We start from the raw sequence: 16,680 nt of genomic DNA, 5'->3' as shown, positions 1-16,680 counted from the left end.
AAGTCCCTTGGAGCAGCATCATTGTGAAGTTTGATGCTTTAGCATGGCCCAAGGCCACGTCGAAAAGAAAGAATCGATGATGCGAAATCTCTTGATGCTCATTTCGATCCTAGGATTTTCGTGCGGCCACGCCTTCGCCGCGGAACAGTATGTGGGCACATGGTCCGGGAACAGATCGAACTGTACCGCCGTTGCGGATGTTCAACGCCAGACTGTCTACACATTGTATCGCGACGCGCTGTCGGTCCCTGCTCTCGGCTGCGAACACGCAACGTTCCTCAAGACGCCAACGGGCTGGGTGGCGCGGGCCAGCCAATGCTACGGATCCAACCCGTCGGCCGAAGAGCCGTTCTCCCGCGTCATCCATATTGTTGTCGACGGGGCGACGGTGAGATTGACATGGCCTGGCTTCGACAGCGGAATTCTTCTCAGATGCTGACGACAGGTGCCTTCCTCCGCTGGATATGCAGCATAGGACAGCAGCTTCAGATGACGCCTACCAGCAGCGCGGCTCCGCCGAGGAAGCCAGCGGCGCAGACCCACAGGAGCCAAAGCCCGCTCACCCTGCATTCGAGAACCGCTGCAGCCGGATTGGCGGGGTCGTAGCGGACCTCGACCTTGTCGCCCTCGAGATAGCGCTGCGATTGACCGCTGACGAGGCTCGGCAGCGAAGCCGTCACGTTTGCCCCGAAAGCGATGCGATCGGCGGCGTAGCGCTGGCCGGCAACGCTATAGCTGTAGACGATGCGGGATTTGAAGACTGTGTGCCAGGGCCGATAGCCGCCTCCGGACCTGTCGCGGGTCTCGAATTTCTGCAGACCCGAGGCATCGATGCGTCCTGCCGTGATGGGCCATTTGGCCGCCTGTTCGGCCAGTGACTTCTGGGCAAAGCCCATGCGCAGGACAAACAATCCCATGAAAAGCAGCAGGGCAGCGGCGCCGAGGTTCTGCGGCTTGGGCAAAAACGGCCGGATCGCTTCGAGGACGCCGCCGACGGCGAAGACCAATACCAGCGCGCCGACCACCAGCCCGGCCGAAAGCTGGACCATGAACTTGAAGGAGCCATCGGGCATGGTGCGTTCGATCACGGCCTTGGCTGGATCGGCCGGATTGTAGAAGACGGTTACGCCGGCCCCGTTTGGAAATTTCGCAAGGGTTTCCGCCACCGCAAAGTTTCCAAGGTTCTCCTGCACGCTGTAGTGCGAACTGCGAAATGTCTTGCCGTTCACCTTGTATTCGAAGGTGATTGCCGGGAAGTTGCGCATCTCGGTCGACCCTCTGCTGTCCGAACCGGATCCCGAACTGGTCACCTCGCGAGCCTCGACCCGCGACGAGATGATCTTTCCCGGCGTCGGAGACCAGCGGCTGGCCGCCCTTACCTCCCACCACTTCAAGAAGGTGACGAGAGAGAGCATGCCGGCAACCGCGCAGGCAAACCCGACCAACAGAAATTTGAGTTCCAACTCTCACCCCCTTGGCACTTTTGTGCCATGCCCCGCACAGGCATATCACGGTGATGAGGATAGTGCGCCTGTCCAGAAGCCTGGAAACCACACAATCTTGATGCGAAAAGGCCGGCGGATCGCTCCGCCGGCCTTTCTTGATCGGCAATGAAATTGCGATCAGTTCTTGGCCTTGTCGACCAGCTTGTTCTTGGAAATCCACGGCATCATCGCGCGCAGCTTGGCGCCGACTTCCTCGATCTGGTGGCTGTCGTTGTTGCGGCGGATGCCCTTGAAGCGCGACATGCCAGCGCGGTATTCCTGCATCCATTCCGAGGTGAACTTGCCGGTCTGGATATCCTTCAGCACCCGCTTCATCTCGGCCTTGGTTTCGGCGGTGATGATGCGCGGGCCCGAGACGTATTCGCCCCATTCGGCGGTGTTCGAGATCGAATAGTTCATGTTGGCGATGCCGCCTTCGTAGATCAGGTCGACGATCAGCTTGACCTCGTGCAGGCACTCGAAATAGGCCATTTCCGGCGCGTAGCCGGCTTCCACCAGTGTCTCGAAGCCGGCGCGGATCAATTCGACCAGGCCGCCGCACAGCACCACCTGCTCGCCGAACAGGTCGGTCTCGCACTCCTCGCGGAAATTGGTCTCGATAATGCCCGAGCGGCCGCCGCCAACGCCGCAGGCGTAGGAAAGCGCCAGGTCGAGCGCGTTGCCCGAAGCGTCCTGGTTGACCGCGACCAGGCACGGCACGCCGCCGCCCTTCTGGTATTCGCCGCGCACCGTATGGCCGGGTCCCTTCGGCGCGATCATCACGACGTCGACGGAGGCTTTAGGCTCGATCAGGCCAAAATGCACGTTGAGGCCGTGGGCGAAGGCGATTGCCGCGCCATCGCGGATGTTCGGCGCGATCTCGGATTTGTAGATGTCGGCCTGCAGCTCATCCGGCGTCGCCATCATCATCAGGTCGGCCCACTTGGCGGCATCGGCTACGCTCATCACCTTGAGCCCGTCGGCCTCGACCTTCTTGGCGGTCGCCGAGCCGGCCTTAAGGCCGATGGCGATGTCCTTGACGCCGGAATCCTTGAGGTTGAGCGCATGCGCCCTGCCCTGGCTGCCATAGCCGATGATGGCGACCTTCTTGCCCTTGATCAGGTTGAGATCGGCATCGCGATCGTAATAGACACGCATTTTTCTTCCTTCCCGTTTTGAATTCAGAGCATGATGCCGAAAAGTGTGAAGCGGTTTTCGGACGACATCATGCTCCATCGTTTAGTGTAGAGCCGGATTCAGATTTCAGGTCGATTCGACCTGAAATCATCCGGCTCTATGGGCCTTGCTGCCCGGTTTTTGCCCCGTAAAGAGCGAGAAACTGCTGCGTCGCCCGGACGGCATCGCCGCCGATCGCCGCATCAGTCAATTCCAGCCGGTCGCCAAGCAGCAGGCGGATCTGCACGTCACGGGCGACCAGCCCGAAAAAGGTGCGGAACGCCGTCTCAGCGTCGGAAAACTCGAGGAAACCAGCTTCCTTGCCTGCCTCCAGCACCGGCTTAAGGCGCCTGGCCAGCGCGAAGCGGCCATTTTCCAGCACGATGGCGCCGAGATCGTCCTTCCCCGAACTAGCATGGCCGACCGCCACCCGGTTCAGCGCGATCGAGGTGTCGCTCGAAATTACCGTGAGCCAGTCCGAAGCGAAGCGTTCGAGGCTCGCCGCCAGCGAAGCAAGGTCGAGCCCCTTGCGGTCGACCGGCACCACCCGGACCTTGGACGCCTGCCATTGTACCGTCGCGGTCAACAGCCCGTCGCGATCGCCGAACCATTTGTAGAGCGTCTCCTTCGAGCAGCTCGCCCGCCGCGCCACGGCGGTCATGGTCAACTGATCGCCCTCTTCGACCAGCAGGCGAAGGGCGGCGTCGAGCACGTCCTTCTGCCGCTCCGTCAGCGCCTCGCTGGTGTCGATGTCGGTCACAGCATGCAACACAGTCTTTCCTCAGGACGCAAACTCACCCGCAGTTCAGATACGAGCTCGACGGCGTACCGTACGTTACGGTTCGGCTTATGGCGCATTGCCCGACCCGGCGCAAGCCCTTATTTCTGTAGCGCGCTCCATACGGGGCATCACGGGAGACACGCATCATGCTCGCCGGATTGCTTGCCTTGGCCGTTGCCGCAGTGTTCGCGGGCGCGGCTATCTACGTCAGCGTCGCCGAGCAGCCGGCGCGGCTTCGCCTCGATGACAAGGCATTGCTGCAGGAATGGCAGCCTTCCTACAAACGCGGCGCCGCCATGCAGGCCTCGATCGCCGTCATCGCCTGTATTCTGGGCCTCGTCGCGTGGTGGCTGACCGGCAATCTCGCTTATCTGGTCGGCGCCGTGCTGATCATCCTGCCTTGGCCATGGACGCTGCTGGTGATGATGCCGGCAAATAGGTTGCTGGAGGCGATGGACGCGAACACCGTCAATCCTGAAGCTCGGACATTGATCGTCAAATGGGGCAATCTGCATATGGTCCGCGTCGGGCTTGGCGTTCTGGCGACGCTGGCATTCCTCTTGGGCAGTGCCTGACCTCGCCAATCGGCGCCATCTCCGTCATGAGGGCGCGTCACTCCAGGGCGGGCGGATCTCGCAGGCGCCCAAGCAGAGCTGACAGCCCATCGAGCTCATCATTGGAAAGCCGGGAGCCGACCAACTCCGCGATCGACCGGCCGTAGACAGCCCACATGCGGCGGCGCGTCTCGCGTCCCTTGTCTGTGACGCGGATTGTTTGCCCGCGGCCGTCATCGGCAACGGGAAGCTTCTCGACCAGCCCGTCCGCTTCGAGCCGCGCCAGCAGCCGGGAGATGTTGTATTGCGCAAACAGCGTGCGCTCGGTGAGCTGGAACGGCCGCAATCCGCCCTCGCCCGCCTCGGCAAGCTCATGCAGGACGTCGTACCAGGCAAGCGGCGGCAGGCCACTGTCCTTCAGCGCGTCCTCGGCTCGTTCCACCAACTGGCGCGAAACCCGCATCAGGCGGGCCCAGGCCTTGATGGCTGGAGGTGAAGGAATCCCGGTCATGATTGCATCGTAGGCGATAGATGCAATTGCATCAAGCTTGACGATCGATGCAAATGCATCTATATAGATGCAATCGCATCAATCATGAGAGGCAATTCCGATGAAGCATGAAATCTGCAAGATCGCCGACATTCCGGAAACAGGCAGCCTGATCGCTCCGTTTTTCGGCCGCGAGGTCCATGTCTACCGCAGCGGCGAGCGTATCCGCGCCGCCGCCAACGTCTGCCTGCATTTCGGTGGCCCGCTCGACTGCAAGGACGGCAAGCTCGTCTGCCAGTGGCACGGCGCCTCGTTCGACATGGGAAACGGTGATCGCCTCGAAGGCCCGGCGCCGAAGGGCTCCCGCCTGATGTTCCTCTCCACCCGCGTCGAGGACGACGTCTTGAACTATGTCTGGGGAGAGTGAGGTGACCGACAAGCTCATCCTCGTCAGCCATCATCTTTGCCCCTATGTGCAGCGCGCGGCGATTTCACTTCGCGAAAAGGGCGTGCCGTTCGAACGCATCACGGTCGATCTCGCCAACAAGCCTGCCTGGTTCAAGGCAATATCGCCGCTCGGCAAGGTGCCGCTGCTTCGCGTTGAGCATGACGCCCAGGAAACGGTAATCTTCGAATCGGCGATCATCCTCGAATTCCTCGAGGAAACCCAGCCCAATCCGCTGCATCCCACCGACCCCTATGCCCGTGGCCGGCATCGCGCCTGGATCGAGTTCGGCTCGGCAATCCTCAATGCCATCGGCCGCTTCTATTCAGCGCCGACCGAAAGCGCCTTCCGCGCCGAAAGCGGGGCTCTGTCGGCAATGTTCGATCGCCTGGAAGTGGAACTGGCGAACGGCGCGGCCGGGCCATGGTTCGCCGGCGAGCGCTTTTCGCTGGTCGATGCGGTCTACGGGCCGATTTTCCGCTATTTCGACGTCTTCGACCGGATCGGCGATTTCGGCATGCTGGACGGAAAGCCGCATGTCGAGGCCTGGCGCGAGGCATTGCACGAACGCCCATCCGTAAAGGATGCGGTCGCTCCCGACTATGCGCAGCGCCTCCATGCATTCTTGCAGGCCAAGGGTTCGCATCTTTCGGAAATCATCCGTCAAGGCGATTCGACCATAGCGCTTCCGCAAGCCCGATCGGCTTGAACGGATTGATCACCGTTCCTGTGACCATAGAAGCAAGAAACTGCGGCGCCGGCGGGACTTTTGCCAGCGTCGCCACCAGCCTGTCGCGAACGAACGGCATCACATTCGAATCCGATTGATAAAACGGCGTCAGCACCAGCGACAGCGCCTGGAAGACCCGCACATGCCATCGCCGCGCCCGGACGTAGGTTTCCAGCGCAGTATCGATACGGTCCGTTCCTATGAGTGCGTGGTTGAGCGCTGCCGCATCGAGCAGCGCCATGTTCGCGCCCTGGCCGAGCTGCGGGCTCGTTGAATGAGCCGCATCGCCGATAACGGCCAATCGCCGTCCGGCTGGCGTCTTCATCGTGTGATGCCCATAGCGCGCCAGCGAAAGCTGCTCGAAACTGTCGATCTGGTCGATGAAGGCCGCGCATTCAGGCCATAGCCCGACCAATCTCGCCTTCCATGCCTCGAGACCTGCCGCCAATACGCACTCGGCATCCGCCGGCTTCAGGCTCCAGAAGAATGCCGCCATCTTCCCGGCACCGGGCTCGGGCCGGCCGATCGGCAGCACGCGATCATCACGCTCGCGCTGTCGTAGCGCTGCAGCAGCGCGTGCTCGTCGAAACCCTCGCCGCGCCAGCCGAGCGATGCCCAGAACGCGCCATAGGCGAGCGATCGCGGTTCGCCCGGATTGTTCACGCACCGCCGCAGTTTGGAGCGCGAACCACTGGCATCCACTACCAGGTCGAACGGCCCTATCCGTCGTCCGTTGCCGCAGACCAATGTTGCCCGTTCGCCGGTTTCCAGCGTCTCGAGCTCGATACCTGTCTCGATGGTGATCGCTTGGCGCCGGACGGCGCGGAAAAGCACGCCGAACAGAGCCGTGCGGTGCACCGCCAGCCCGAAACGACCGCCCCGCCGCGCATCATAGCGGACGTCGAGTACGGTGCGGCCGGTCTTGGCGTCTGCACCATGCAGGCGATCTATGCGGCTGCCCAGCGCCAGAATGTCATCGAGCAGGCCGAGATCGGCAAGTACCGTCAGCCCGGTCGGCTGCAGGATCAGCCCGGAGCCGACCGGCTTTGGCTGCTCGAAGCGCTCGAAAACGGTAACCCGATGTCCGGCGCGCTTGAGATAGAGCGCGGCGGCAAGTCCAGCCGGCCCGGCGCCGGCAATCGCGATATCCAGAGAATTGCCCATTTGCCCGACCCAGCCCAGGCCGGACAATCCTTCAGCGCTGTCGCTAAATCAAGCCGCCGTCTCGGCCTGGAGGCTCAGCCTTCGGCAGCATCGAAAACCTTCCGCGCCTCGCGTACAGCGCCGTGATTGAGCTCGGCCCATTGGATCAGCTGATGCAAGGGTCCAAACATCGAGCGCCCGAGATCGGTGAGGCTATATTCGACGCTCGGCGGTTTGGTCGGAAACACCTGGCGATGCACATAGCCGTCGCGCTGCAGATCGTGCAACGTCTGGGTGAGCATGCGCTGTGAAATATCGGGCACGAGGCGCCGCAACTCGCCAAAGCGGTACGGCTTCTCGGCCAAGGCCTCCATCAGCAGCGAACTCCATTTATTGCTTATGCCCTGGATCACGTCGCGAACCGGGCAATCCGCAAGGTTTCCGCCACCGCTGCCTGCTTTATATATCTCGAGCTTCGATCTCAGATTGACGATCTTGCCGTCCATGGCTGGTTCCCTGGGTGTGCCTACCTCCCGCAAAACTGCCTTCTTTACGAGGATGGGTCAATTCCTATTTTAGTGCTGGTCTCTTTTTGAGACTAACATATGAACCCGCCGCTCCGGCGCAACGTCAGGACCTTTCATGACCGACACCCTTCTTGTCACCGGCGCCTCCGGCCAGCTTGGCCGCGGCGTCATCAATCATCTGCTTGACACGCTCAAGGTCTCGCCTCAGCGCGTCATCGCCGCTACCCGCAATCCGGAAAATCTGGCCGATCTGGCAGCCCGAGGCGTCACCATCAGGACGGTCGACTTCGACGACACCGCATCGTTGGCCAGTGCATTTACCGGCGCCGACAGGGTTCTGATCATTTCGACGAACGAGCTCGCCGTTCCGGGCAAGCGCCTGAAGCAACATGAGACCGCGGTCGCCGCCGCAAAAAGCGCCGGCGTTTCGCATCTGCTCTACACATCGATGCCCAATCCGGAGCCGGGATCGCCGGTGCTGTTTGCGCCCGATCACCACGGCACCGAGCAGGCGATCAAGGCGAGCGGTATCCCCTACACCATCTTCCGCAACGGCTGGTACCAGGAGAACCTGTTCATGGCGCTGCCGCACGCCGTCGCCTCTGGGCAGTGGTACACATCCGCTGGAGACGGCCGCATTGCCCATGGCGCGCGCGACGACATGGCCGGGGCGATCGCCGCCGGCCTCGCTTCGGGAGCAACCGAAAGCACCACATACACGCTGACCGGTCCGCAGGCCTATACGGTCACCGAGATTGCAGCCCTCGTCACCGAGGTTACCGGCAGACCGATCGAAGTTGTCCATCTTTCGGATGAAGCGCTGACCGAGGGATTGAAGGCAGCCGGCGTTCCCGAGGCTTTCGCTCCCATCGTCGTTTCCTTCGACACCAACACCCGCTCGGGCCGGATCGGCATGGTGACCGACGCGGTCGAGACGCTGTCCGGCAGGAAGCCGCAGCCGCTGAAGCAATTTCTTGAAGCAAACACGGCGGCTCTGGTGAGCTGAGCCTGACAATTGCCGTGCCCTTCGAAGGGCACGGCCGTTTGTTCAGATAGCCACCTGCGTCCCGATCTCGACGACGCGTCCGGTCGGGATCTGGAAATATTCCGTCGCATCTGCCGCCGTGCGCGCCAGCCCGATGAACAGCTTGTCCTGCCAGGCCGGCATGCCGGAATTGGGCGATGCCTTGAGTGAACGCCGCGACAGGAAGAACGACGTCGTCATGATGTCGAACTTCCAGCCCTGCTTGCGGCAGATAGCCAGCGCGCGCGGGATGTTGGGCTGCTCCATATAGCCGAAGGTCAGCGTCACGCGCATGAACAGTTCATTGACCGTCTCCATCTTGACGCGCTCGCTGTCGGGCACGACAGGCTGCGGCGCCGTCACCACCGAAAGGATGACATTCTGTTCGTGCAGCACCTTGTAGTGCTTGAGGCTGTGCATCAGCGCGGTCGGCGCGCTCAGCGGATCGCTGGTCAGGAACACCGCGGTGCCCGACACCAGATGCGGCTTCTTCTTCAGCAGATTGCCGGCAAGGAAATCGAGCGGAATCTCGTTCCGGCGCGTCTTTTCGAACAAATAGCGGCTGCCGCGGATCCAGGTCCACATCGCCAGCACAATGGTGAAGGCCACCGCCAGCGAAGCCCAGCCACCTTCGAACACTTTGACGATGTTCGAGGCAAAGAAGCCGATGTCGATGAACGCGAATACCACTGTCAGGGAGATGGCCAGCCAGAGCTGCCATTTCCAGATGCGGCTCATGATCACGTAGAGCAGCACCGTCGTCACCAGCATGTTGCCGGTCACCGAAATGCCGTAGGCTGAGGCAAGCTTGCTGGATTCGCCAAAGCCGACCACCAGCAGCATCACCACCAGCGCCAGTAGCATGTTGACGCGCGGCATGTAGATCTGGCCGGACTGTCTTTCCGACGTATGCAGGATTTCCAGGCGCGGCAGCATGTTGAGCTGCACCGCTTGCCTGGTCAGCGAGAAAGCGCCGGAGATCACCGCCTGGCTGGCGATAACGGTCGCAGCTGTGGCCAGGACGACCATCGGGATAAGCGTCCAGCCTTCGTTCATTTCGAAGAAGGGATGACCGACCACGCCGTTTTTCGCCAGCACGAATGCGCCCTGCCCGGCATAGTTCAGCAACAGGCAAGGGAACACGATTGCCAGCCAGGCGAGAACGATCGGCTTGCGGCCAAAATGGCCGAGGTCGGCATAGAGCGCTTCGGCGCCGGTGACGGCGAGGAAGATGGCGCCGATCGTCACGAAGGCGACGTCTGGTGAATTGATCAGGAACGCGACGATGTAATGCGGGCTGACTGCCAGCAGGATCTCTGGATCGGCGATGATGTGGTTGAGGCCGGAAAGGCCGATAGCCAGGAACCAGACCGCCGTGATCGGGCCGAAGATCAGGGCGACGCCGCCGGTTCCAAACCGCTGTGCCGAAAACAGAATCGCCAGGATGACCAGCGTCAACGGCACCACATAGGGCTGGAAGGTCGGCGTGACGACGTTCATGCCTTCGACCGCCGACAGCACCGAAATCGCCGGCGTGATGACGGCGTCACCGAAAAACAGCGAGGCGCCGACGATGCCGATGCCGAGGATCACCGCCGAGCGGGTCGGGAAACTGTTGCGCGCCAGCGCCATCAGCGACAGCACCCCGCCCTCGCCGCGATTGTCGGCCCTGAGCACGAACATGATGTATTTGATGGTGACGATGATCGTCAGCGACCAGATGATTAGCGACAGCACGCCGAGGATGTCGCCACGGTTGGCGACTTCGCCCCCCGACGATGCCACCAATGCCTCGCGGAAAGCATAGATCGGGCTGGTGCCGATATCGCCATAAACGACACCGAGTGCGCCCAGCATCAGCACCTTGGTGCTGTGCTGCTCGACCTCAGAATGGCTCGATTGTTCGACGGGTTCTGCCTCGTTACCAGCATTGGTAAGGGCCATGGACGACACTCCGATAAGCGCGCGGTGCTCTACGCTTGCTGCACTGCAATATCAAGTGCCGTCACGTAATGTCTGCGTGTCGGTATTGCGAGTCTTCCCGGCCTGGCAGGCTCGACCCCCTCGACAGACTGCCTGAAACGCTGCAACAGGCACGTTCTAAATAGCCACCTGCGTCCCGATCTCGACGACACGTCCGGTCGGAATCTGGAAATATTCCGTGGCATCGGCCGCCGTGCGCGCCAGCCCGATGAACAGCTTGTCCTGCCAGACCGGCATGCCGGAATTGGGCGATGCCTTGAGTGAACGCCGCGACAGGAAGAACGACGTCGTCATGATGTCGAACTTCCAGCCCTGCTTGCGGCAGATCGCCAGCGCACGCGGGATGTTGGGCTGCTCCATGTAGCCGAAGGTCAGCGTCACCCGCATGAACAGCTCGTTGACCGTTTCCATCTTGACGCGCTCGCTGTCGGGCACGACAGGCTGCGGCGCAGTCACCACCGAAAGGATGACGTTCTGCTCGTGCAGCACCTTGTAGTGCTTGAGGCTGTGCATCAGCGCGGTCGGCGCGCTCAGTGGATCGCTGGTCAGGAACACCGCGGTGCCTGATACCAAATGCGGCTTCTTCTTCAGCAGATTGCCGGCAAGGAAATCCAGCGGGATCTCGTTTCGGCGCGTCTTGTCGAACAAATAGCGGGTGCCGCGGATCCAGGTAGACATGATCAGTCCCATGCCGCAAGCGACCGTGATCGACACCCACCCGCCTTCGACGATCTTGACGACGTTTGCGAGGAAAAATCCGGTATCGATCGTGCCGAACAGGAGGGCCAGCGCGGCAGCGAGGGCAAGCTGCCATTTCCACCGGAACCGCATCACCACGAACAGCAGGATGGTTGTCATCAGCATTTCGCCGGTCACCGAAATGCCATAGGCGGAAGCCAGCGAACTCGAACTGCCAAAGCCGACCACCAGCAACATTACGCCCAGCGCGACCACCAGATTGACCCGCGGCATGTAGATCTGGCCGGATTGCATCTCGGACGTATGCTGCACCTCGATGCGCGGCAGCAAATTGAGCTGCACCGCCTGGCGGGTCAGCGAGAAAGCGCCGGAGATCACCGCCTGACTGGCGATCACCGTCGCTGCCGTGGCTAGCCCAACCATGGGCATCAGCGCCCAATCGGGCAGCATCTGGAAGAATGGATTGGTGGGTTTGCCGCCGTTGGCCAGAACGAACGCACCTTGTCCGAAGTAGTTGAGGAGCAGACAAGGGAACACCACCGAAAACCACGCCAGCACGATCGGCCTGCGCCCGAAATGGCCGAGATCGACATAGAGTGCCTCGGCTCCGGTGACCGCCAGGAACACCGCCCCGACGGTGACGAAGGCGCCGGTGGGCGTATTGGCCAGGTAAGCGACCGCGTAATAGGGATTGATCGCCAGCAGGACCGACGGGTCGTCCAGCAGATGGTAGACCCCGGCGGCGCCGATCGCCAGGAACCACACTGCCGTCACCGGTCCGAACACCGCCGCCACCTTGCCGGTGCCAAAGCGTTGCACGGCAAAAAGCATCGCCAGGATGATCAGCGTGATCGGAACCACATAGGTTTCCAGCGTCGGGGTCACCACTTCCAGGCCTTCGACCGCCGAAAGCACGGAGATGGCCGGCGTTATGATGGCATCGCCGAAAAACAGCGCCGCGCCGCAGAGCCCGATCCCCAGGATGAGCTTGGCTCCATTGGGATAAGCGCTGCGCGCAAGCGACATCAGCGACAGCGTGCCGCCCTCGCCCTTGTTGTCGGCTCTGAGAACGAAAGCGACGTATTTTATCGTGACGATGATCGTCAGCGCCCAGACGATAAGCGACAGCACGCCGAGGACGTCGTTGCGCGCTACCGGTCCCGACGATGCGTGCAGCGCTTCCCGAAACGCATAGATTGGGCTGGTGCCGATATCGCCGTAAACCACGCCCAACGCGCCCAGCATCAGCACCTTGGTGCTGTGCTGCTCGACGGTGGAGTGGCTGGATTGCTCGATGGGTTCTGCCTCGCTACCAGCGTTGGCAAGGGCCATGGACGACACTCCCATAGACGTGCGGTGCCCTATGCTGCGGGGATGGAAAGGACGCGCTGCCATGCCCGGAACCCACGGCCTATCGGCTCGCCTCTCTCTACCAGCCACAAGCCTTCAGAAACCGCCTGACCGTTGCGGCCATGCCATACTCCAACGCATCGGCTGTCAACCCATGTCCGATCGACACTTCGGCCAATGCCGGGATGCGCCTGGCCAGCGCCGGCAAATTGCTCACCACAAGGTCGTGCCCGGCATTGACCTGGAGCCCTGCGGCCAGTGCGGCATCCGCCGTCTTTCCCAATTTCTCCAATTCCTTCGCCGCTTTTGCCGAATCGGAATGATAGCTGCCGTATGGACCCGTATAGAGTTCGATCCGGTCGGCACCGGTGTCGCGAGCGGCATTCACGCCATCGGGGTCCGGATCTGAAAACAGCGATACGCGAAAGCCTCCCTTCTTCAGGCGCTTGACGACCGGTGTCAGGAACGCAGCCTCGGCCGCGAAGTTCCAGCCATGATCGGAAGTCGCTTGCGCCGGGTCGTCGGGCACCAGCGTCACCTGCTCGGGCTGATGCTTTTCCACAAGCGCCAGGAATTCCCCGGTCGGATAGCCCTCGATGTTGAATTCCGCATTCGGGAACTCGTCGTCGATCAGCGCCCTGATCTCAGGCAGATCGGAATGCCTGGTGTGCCGCTCGTCGGGTCGCGGGTGCACCGTCAGCCCATGCGCACCGGCGGCAAGGGCGATGCGTCCGAGCCCCGTCACGCTTGGCCACGGCAAGTCCCGCCGGTTGCGCAGCATGGCGATGGCGTTGAGGTTGACGGAAAGCTTTGCAGGCATTTGCACGGTTCCAGGCTGATCTCGGCGCGCATCTATACCGTCTTTAAGGGGAACAGACAGAGGGTTTCAGGTGTTCCAAGGGAACGAAGAAAATCGAGCGCAAGGAGTTCCCTGTTGAATTTTCTCGATGCCGTACCGGCGATCCGCCGCATCGATACCGATCGCGAAGACCTCTTCGCCATCGATGTCGTCGGCCATGTCGCAGCGGCCGACGCCGAAAACCTGTTCGGATTGCTGGAGGCAGCCTACGCGCTGCACCCAAAAATCGACGTGCTGGTGCGCCTGATCGATCATGAGGGTGTCGACTGGACCGATGTATCGGACGAGACGGTCGAACAGGGCATAGCTCATGCAGTGCAGCATATCAGGCGCTGCGCGGCGGTCGGTGAGCCGAACTGGATAGCGGAGGCAAGAGCCTTTTTGCCCGCCTCCTTGCCCATCGAACTCCGGCATTTCGAGGCCAAGGACGAAGCCGCCGCCTGGGAATGGCTTGGCGCCAACCCGATCGCCCAGCGCTGATACGGCCGCCCTATCGGACGATCGTCAGCCGTTCGGCCGCGCGCGTGATGGCGGTGTAGAGCCAACGCTGCCGGGTTTCCTTGAACGCCCAGCTTTCGTCGAAAAGCACGATCTCGTTCCACTGCGAGCCCTGCGCCTTGTGCACGGTCAGCGCGTAGCCATAGTCGAAATCGTCGAACCGTTTCTTCTGCTGCCAGGGAATGTCGGCGTCGGGATCTTCGAATGCCGCCTTGAGCAGCTTGATCTTGGCGACGCCGCGATCCGGGTCGTCTTCCTCCGGCGAAACCAGCAGATTGATGCCGGGCTTGACCGTCTCGCGCGACGAGGTCATCACCTTCCACAGCGAGCCGTTGAGCAGTCCCTTGGCCGGATCGTTGCGCAGGCAGACCAGCTTGTCGCCGGCTTGCGGATAATCGGCGTTGAACCCCTTCAGCTCGCGCAGCCGCTGGTTATAACGGCGGCGCGTACGGTTGGTACCGACCAGCACCTGGTCCGCCTTCAGCACCAGTTCCTGGGTGACGTCTTCCTTGCCGATCACTTGCGCCGCGCCATAGTCGCCGCGCATGAACTCGCGGCCCTCGCGCACGTCAAGCGCAAGCCGGATGATCGGGTTGTCTCGTGCCTGGCGATGGATTTCGGTGAGCAGAATGTCCGGCTCATGATCGGTGAAGAAACCGCCGCCGGAGATTGGCGGCAACTGGCCGGGATCGCCGAGCACCAAGATCGGCGTGCCGAAGCTCATCAGGTCACGGCCGAGTTGCTCGTCGACCATTGAGCATTCATCGATGACGACGAGCTTGGCCCGCGAGATCGGGCTCTGCCGGTTGAGCGAAAATGTCGGCGACATCGATGTCTTGCCGGTCACCTCGTCCGCTACCGATTCTTCGCCCTTCGGCCGGTAGATCAGCGAATGGATGGTGCGGGCATTGACCGCGCCCTTGGAACGCAGCACCTGCGCCGCCTTGCCCGTAAACGCGGCGAACTGCACCTGGCCATCGACATGCTCGGCGAAATAGCGCGCCAGCGTCGTCTTGCCGGTGCCGGCATAGCCGAACAGCCTGAACAGCTGCGGCTTGCCGGCTTTCAGCCAGCCGGCCACCGCCTTCAGCGCCTCGTCCTGTTGAGGAGAGAATTCCATCAGCGCGACAGACCGGATTCGCGAGGGAAAGACAAGGTGACTGCCGTCACCATCAATTTTCATCGCCGGCAATTACGCCGCTGCGACAGTGTCAGGCTATCAGTGACGAACAGGAACGTAAAGAGAACAAGACCAGGCGACCGCAGCTTACATAGCCTGCTGTGGATCGTTCTCCAGAAGGATCGGCTTGCCATGCGGCGTTGCGTGCGCGGCGCGCTCCCAGGCAGCGGCGATCGCGTCCACATCGGTCTTCGCGGCCAGACCTTTCGAAGCAAGCAGCTTTTCCAGCGCCGCCAGCCAGTGCTCGTAATAATCGCGGCCGTCGCGCGCGGCGCCCTGCCGCTTCACCTCCGCCGACAAAGCATCCGCCCATTCGCTCCACGAAAACAGCCCGTTATCGTGCAGCGCCACCGTCATGGCAAAGGCCTCGGCCTCCCACGGCTCGGCAAACACACGCGCCTCGACACCGGCGGGCAGCATGGCGACGACTGAGCCCGTCTCACGCCGGCTCAAGGTAGCTCTCCCAGGCATCGATCGACACGACAAGTGTCGGGTCGGCGCCCTCGCCCCAGATTTCCTCGCCTGTGAAGGCCACGGTATAGACCCATTGCGGGTTTTCGCCCTGGCCGTGCGCACTGGTGTCGGGAAAGACAAAGCCGTCGCGTACCGCCTCGACGACGCCTTGTTTGCCGCGTGCATAGCGCGGCAGCCTGGTGTGGCCGGTCGGATGAAAATTCCTGGTTCGCACGAGGTCGCCTGCCTTGAACCGCGCAGGCGCGGCGACAGGCCGGTCGCAAGGCCCGCCCTTGGCCAGCACCGCCGGAACATCCTTAGCCTTGAGCACCCGTTTGGGTGTCGCTGCCGGGTCGACCGCGTCGCCCGTAGCCAGGTCGCGGTCGCTGACGAAACCATGGCGTTTGAGCAGCACCTCCAGCGCCTTGATCCATATCTGATAATAGCTGGAGGCATAATAATCCGCTGGATGCAGCGATTCTCGCGCGTGCCGACTCTCGTCGATGGTCCAGGCGCCCATGGCGCCGGCGCACAACGTTACGCCCAGCGCCCGCCTTTCCCAATCGGCATGGAAATAGGGTTCGTCCGGTTCGGGCGCGACCGGCCCGAAACCCATCTGGCCGCCGAGATCCTGCGGCCCGTTCATGCCGGCTCCTGCGCCAACGCCGTTCCGATCATGGCATCGCGCGTCACCAGATCGGCGAGCCGCGCCTCATCCCAGCCCTCGGTGCCCCTTGGGCGCATCGGCACCACCAGATAGCGCAGCTCGGCGGTCGAATCCCACACCCGGATTGTCGTCGCCGCCGGCAAGGTCAGGCCGAATTCCTCGAGCACGCCGCGCGGATCGATCACCGCGCGCGAACGGTAGGGCGGCGCCTTGTACCAGACTGGCGGCAGGCCAAGCACCGACCACGGATAGCAGGAGCATAGCGTGCAGACGACGAGGTTGTGAGTGTCGGCCGTATTGAACACCGCCTGCATGTGCTCGCCTTGCCGGCCGGTGTAGCCGAGCGATTCGATGGCCGCCGTCGCATCACGCTTCAGCCATGCGGCAAACCCGGGATCAACCCAAGCCTTCGCCACCACCTTTGCGCCGTTGCGCGGCCCGATCTTGGTCTCGTAGGTGTCGACGATGACGTCGATCGCCGCCGGATCGATCAGGCCTTTGCGGGTGAGAATCGTCTCCAGCGCGCGCACACGCGCCGCAAAGGGATCAAGCTCGTTGTCGTGGTCGTGATTGTGCGGCATGGCGTCAAATTACGATCGCGGCCCCCCGGCCGCAAGCACCACGGCTTAGGCCAGCG

18 protein-coding genes and 1 pseudogene are annotated in these 16,680 nt (G+C 62.2%); 6 read left to right on the top strand and 13 right to left on the bottom strand.

Features of this window, described 5'->3' with window-relative positions:
* Window positions 1–43: 43 nt before the first annotated feature.
* Window positions 44–439, top strand: a complete 396-nt coding sequence (locus NKG60_RS01495) for a hypothetical protein (protein ID WP_352666942.1) — start codon at window positions 44–46, stop codon at window positions 437–439.
* A gap of 46 nt (window positions 440–485) precedes the next feature.
* Here NKG60_RS01495 and NKG60_RS01490 read toward each other — a convergent pair whose 3' ends face one another.
* The 3 genes from NKG60_RS01490 to NKG60_RS01480 all read right to left on the bottom strand — a co-directional run bounded on the left by NKG60_RS01490 (window position 486) and on the right by NKG60_RS01480 (window position 3,432).
* Entirely contained in the window at window positions 486–1,463 is a 978-nt protein-coding gene (locus tag NKG60_RS01490) for a DUF3592 domain-containing protein (RefSeq protein WP_352863828.1), read from the bottom strand.
* 159 nt (window positions 1,464–1,622) lie between these two features.
* Window positions 1,623–2,642 (bottom strand): ketol-acid reductoisomerase, encoded by a 1,020-nt coding sequence (gene ilvC / locus NKG60_RS01485; protein ID WP_023676662.1) that lies wholly within the window; start codon window positions 2,640–2,642, stop codon window positions 1,623–1,625.
* A 136-nt stretch (window positions 2,643–2,778) separates the two neighbouring features.
* The gene (locus NKG60_RS01480; protein ID WP_352863826.1) at window positions 2,779–3,432 is read right to left on the bottom strand and encodes a TetR/AcrR family transcriptional regulator; all 654 of its coding nucleotides are present in this window, start codon (window positions 3,430–3,432) and stop codon (window positions 2,779–2,781) included.
* A 155-nt stretch (window positions 3,433–3,587) separates the two neighbouring features.
* Here NKG60_RS01480 and NKG60_RS01475 point away from each other — a divergent pair, with 155 nt between their 5' ends.
* Window positions 3,588–4,016, top strand: a complete 429-nt coding sequence (locus NKG60_RS01475) for an anthrone oxygenase family protein (protein WP_352666951.1) — start codon at window positions 3,588–3,590, stop codon at window positions 4,014–4,016.
* A 37-nt stretch (window positions 4,017–4,053) separates the two neighbouring features.
* Here NKG60_RS01475 and NKG60_RS01470 read toward each other — a convergent pair whose 3' ends face one another.
* Window positions 4,054–4,506 (bottom strand): MarR family winged helix-turn-helix transcriptional regulator, encoded by a 453-nt coding sequence (locus tag NKG60_RS01470; RefSeq protein ID WP_352666953.1) that lies wholly within the window; start codon window positions 4,504–4,506, stop codon window positions 4,054–4,056.
* Between the two features lie 100 nt (window positions 4,507–4,606).
* Between NKG60_RS01470 and NKG60_RS01465 the strand changes: the two genes are divergently transcribed.
* Together NKG60_RS01465 and NKG60_RS01460 are read left to right on the top strand one after the other, a co-directional pair.
* The gene (locus NKG60_RS01465; protein WP_352666956.1) at window positions 4,607–4,912 is read left to right on the top strand and encodes a Rieske (2Fe-2S) protein; all 306 of its coding nucleotides are present in this window, start codon (window positions 4,607–4,609) and stop codon (window positions 4,910–4,912) included.
* Between the two features lies 1 nt (window position 4,913).
* Window positions 4,914–5,639: a glutathione S-transferase family protein gene (locus tag NKG60_RS01460; protein ID WP_352666958.1), complete on the top strand. Its 726-nt coding sequence runs from the start codon at window positions 4,914–4,916 to the stop codon at window positions 5,637–5,639.
* Here the strand turns inward: NKG60_RS01460 and NKG60_RS01455 are convergent.
* Both NKG60_RS01455 and NKG60_RS01450 read right to left on the bottom strand, forming a co-directional pair.
* Window positions 5,587–6,824: pseudogene (locus NKG60_RS01455) on the bottom strand (FAD-dependent oxidoreductase). The gene NKG60_RS01460 and the pseudogene NKG60_RS01455 overlap by 53 nt on opposite strands.
* A gap of 74 nt (window positions 6,825–6,898) precedes the next feature.
* Window positions 6,899–7,309, bottom strand: coding sequence for a winged helix-turn-helix transcriptional regulator (locus NKG60_RS01450; RefSeq protein ID WP_352466906.1), 411 nt, complete (start codon window positions 7,307–7,309; stop codon window positions 6,899–6,901).
* 136 nt (window positions 7,310–7,445) lie between these two features.
* Here NKG60_RS01450 and NKG60_RS01445 point away from each other — a divergent pair, with 136 nt between their 5' ends.
* A complete protein-coding gene (locus NKG60_RS01445) occupies window positions 7,446–8,336 on the top strand; it encodes an SDR family oxidoreductase (protein ID WP_352666962.1) in 891 nt (296 codons plus the stop codon).
* A 42-nt stretch (window positions 8,337–8,378) separates the two neighbouring features.
* Here NKG60_RS01445 and NKG60_RS01440 read toward each other — a convergent pair whose 3' ends face one another.
* From NKG60_RS01440 to NKG60_RS01430, 3 genes are all read right to left on the bottom strand, one after another.
* Window positions 8,379–10,298, bottom strand: coding sequence for a potassium transporter Kup (locus tag NKG60_RS01440; RefSeq protein WP_352666964.1), 1,920 nt, complete (start codon window positions 10,296–10,298; stop codon window positions 8,379–8,381).
* Between the two features lie 156 nt (window positions 10,299–10,454).
* Window positions 10,455–12,368: a potassium transporter Kup gene (locus NKG60_RS01435; RefSeq protein ID WP_352666966.1), complete on the bottom strand. Its 1,914-nt coding sequence runs from the start codon at window positions 12,366–12,368 to the stop codon at window positions 10,455–10,457.
* Window positions 12,369–12,465: 97 nt separating this feature from the next.
* A complete protein-coding gene (locus tag NKG60_RS01430; RefSeq protein WP_352666969.1) occupies window positions 12,466–13,206 on the bottom strand; it encodes a pyridoxine 5'-phosphate synthase in 741 nt (246 codons plus the stop codon).
* A 114-nt stretch (window positions 13,207–13,320) separates the two neighbouring features.
* On the opposite strand from NKG60_RS01430, the gene NKG60_RS01425 reads away from it, so the two are divergent.
* Window positions 13,321–13,725, top strand: a complete 405-nt coding sequence (locus NKG60_RS01425) for a SpoIIAA family protein (RefSeq protein WP_352863816.1) — start codon at window positions 13,321–13,323, stop codon at window positions 13,723–13,725.
* A 10-nt stretch (window positions 13,726–13,735) separates the two neighbouring features.
* Here the strand turns inward: NKG60_RS01425 and NKG60_RS01420 are convergent, their stop codons facing one another.
* The 4 genes from NKG60_RS01420 to nthA form a co-directional block, all read right to left on the bottom strand.
* Window positions 13,736–14,863 (bottom strand): ATP-dependent DNA helicase, encoded by a 1,128-nt coding sequence (locus NKG60_RS01420; RefSeq protein ID WP_023720791.1) that lies wholly within the window; start codon window positions 14,861–14,863, stop codon window positions 13,736–13,738.
* Window positions 14,864–15,010: 147 nt separating this feature from the next.
* The gene (locus NKG60_RS01415) at window positions 15,011–15,343 is read right to left on the bottom strand and encodes a nitrile hydratase accessory protein (RefSeq protein ID WP_352667136.1); all 333 of its coding nucleotides are present in this window, start codon (window positions 15,341–15,343) and stop codon (window positions 15,011–15,013) included.
* Window positions 15,344–15,362: 19 nt separating this feature from the next.
* Window positions 15,363–16,022, bottom strand: a complete 660-nt coding sequence (gene nthB / locus NKG60_RS01410) for a nitrile hydratase subunit beta (protein ID WP_352666974.1) — start codon at window positions 16,020–16,022, stop codon at window positions 15,363–15,365.
* Window positions 16,019–16,624: a nitrile hydratase subunit alpha gene (nthA, locus tag NKG60_RS01405; RefSeq protein WP_352973895.1), complete on the bottom strand. Its 606-nt coding sequence runs from the start codon at window positions 16,622–16,624 to the stop codon at window positions 16,019–16,021. Before nthA ends, nthB begins: the two co-directional genes overlap by 4 nt.
* Between the last annotated feature and the right edge of the window lie 56 nt (window positions 16,625–16,680).

The sequence above is a fragment of the Mesorhizobium sp. M1428 genome (assembly GCF_040317515.1).
Taxonomy (GTDB): Bacteria; Pseudomonadota; Alphaproteobacteria; order Rhizobiales; family Rhizobiaceae; genus Mesorhizobium.
Note: the sequence above shows the minus strand (reverse complement) of the source record. Positions and strands in the feature narration are given on the sequence as shown.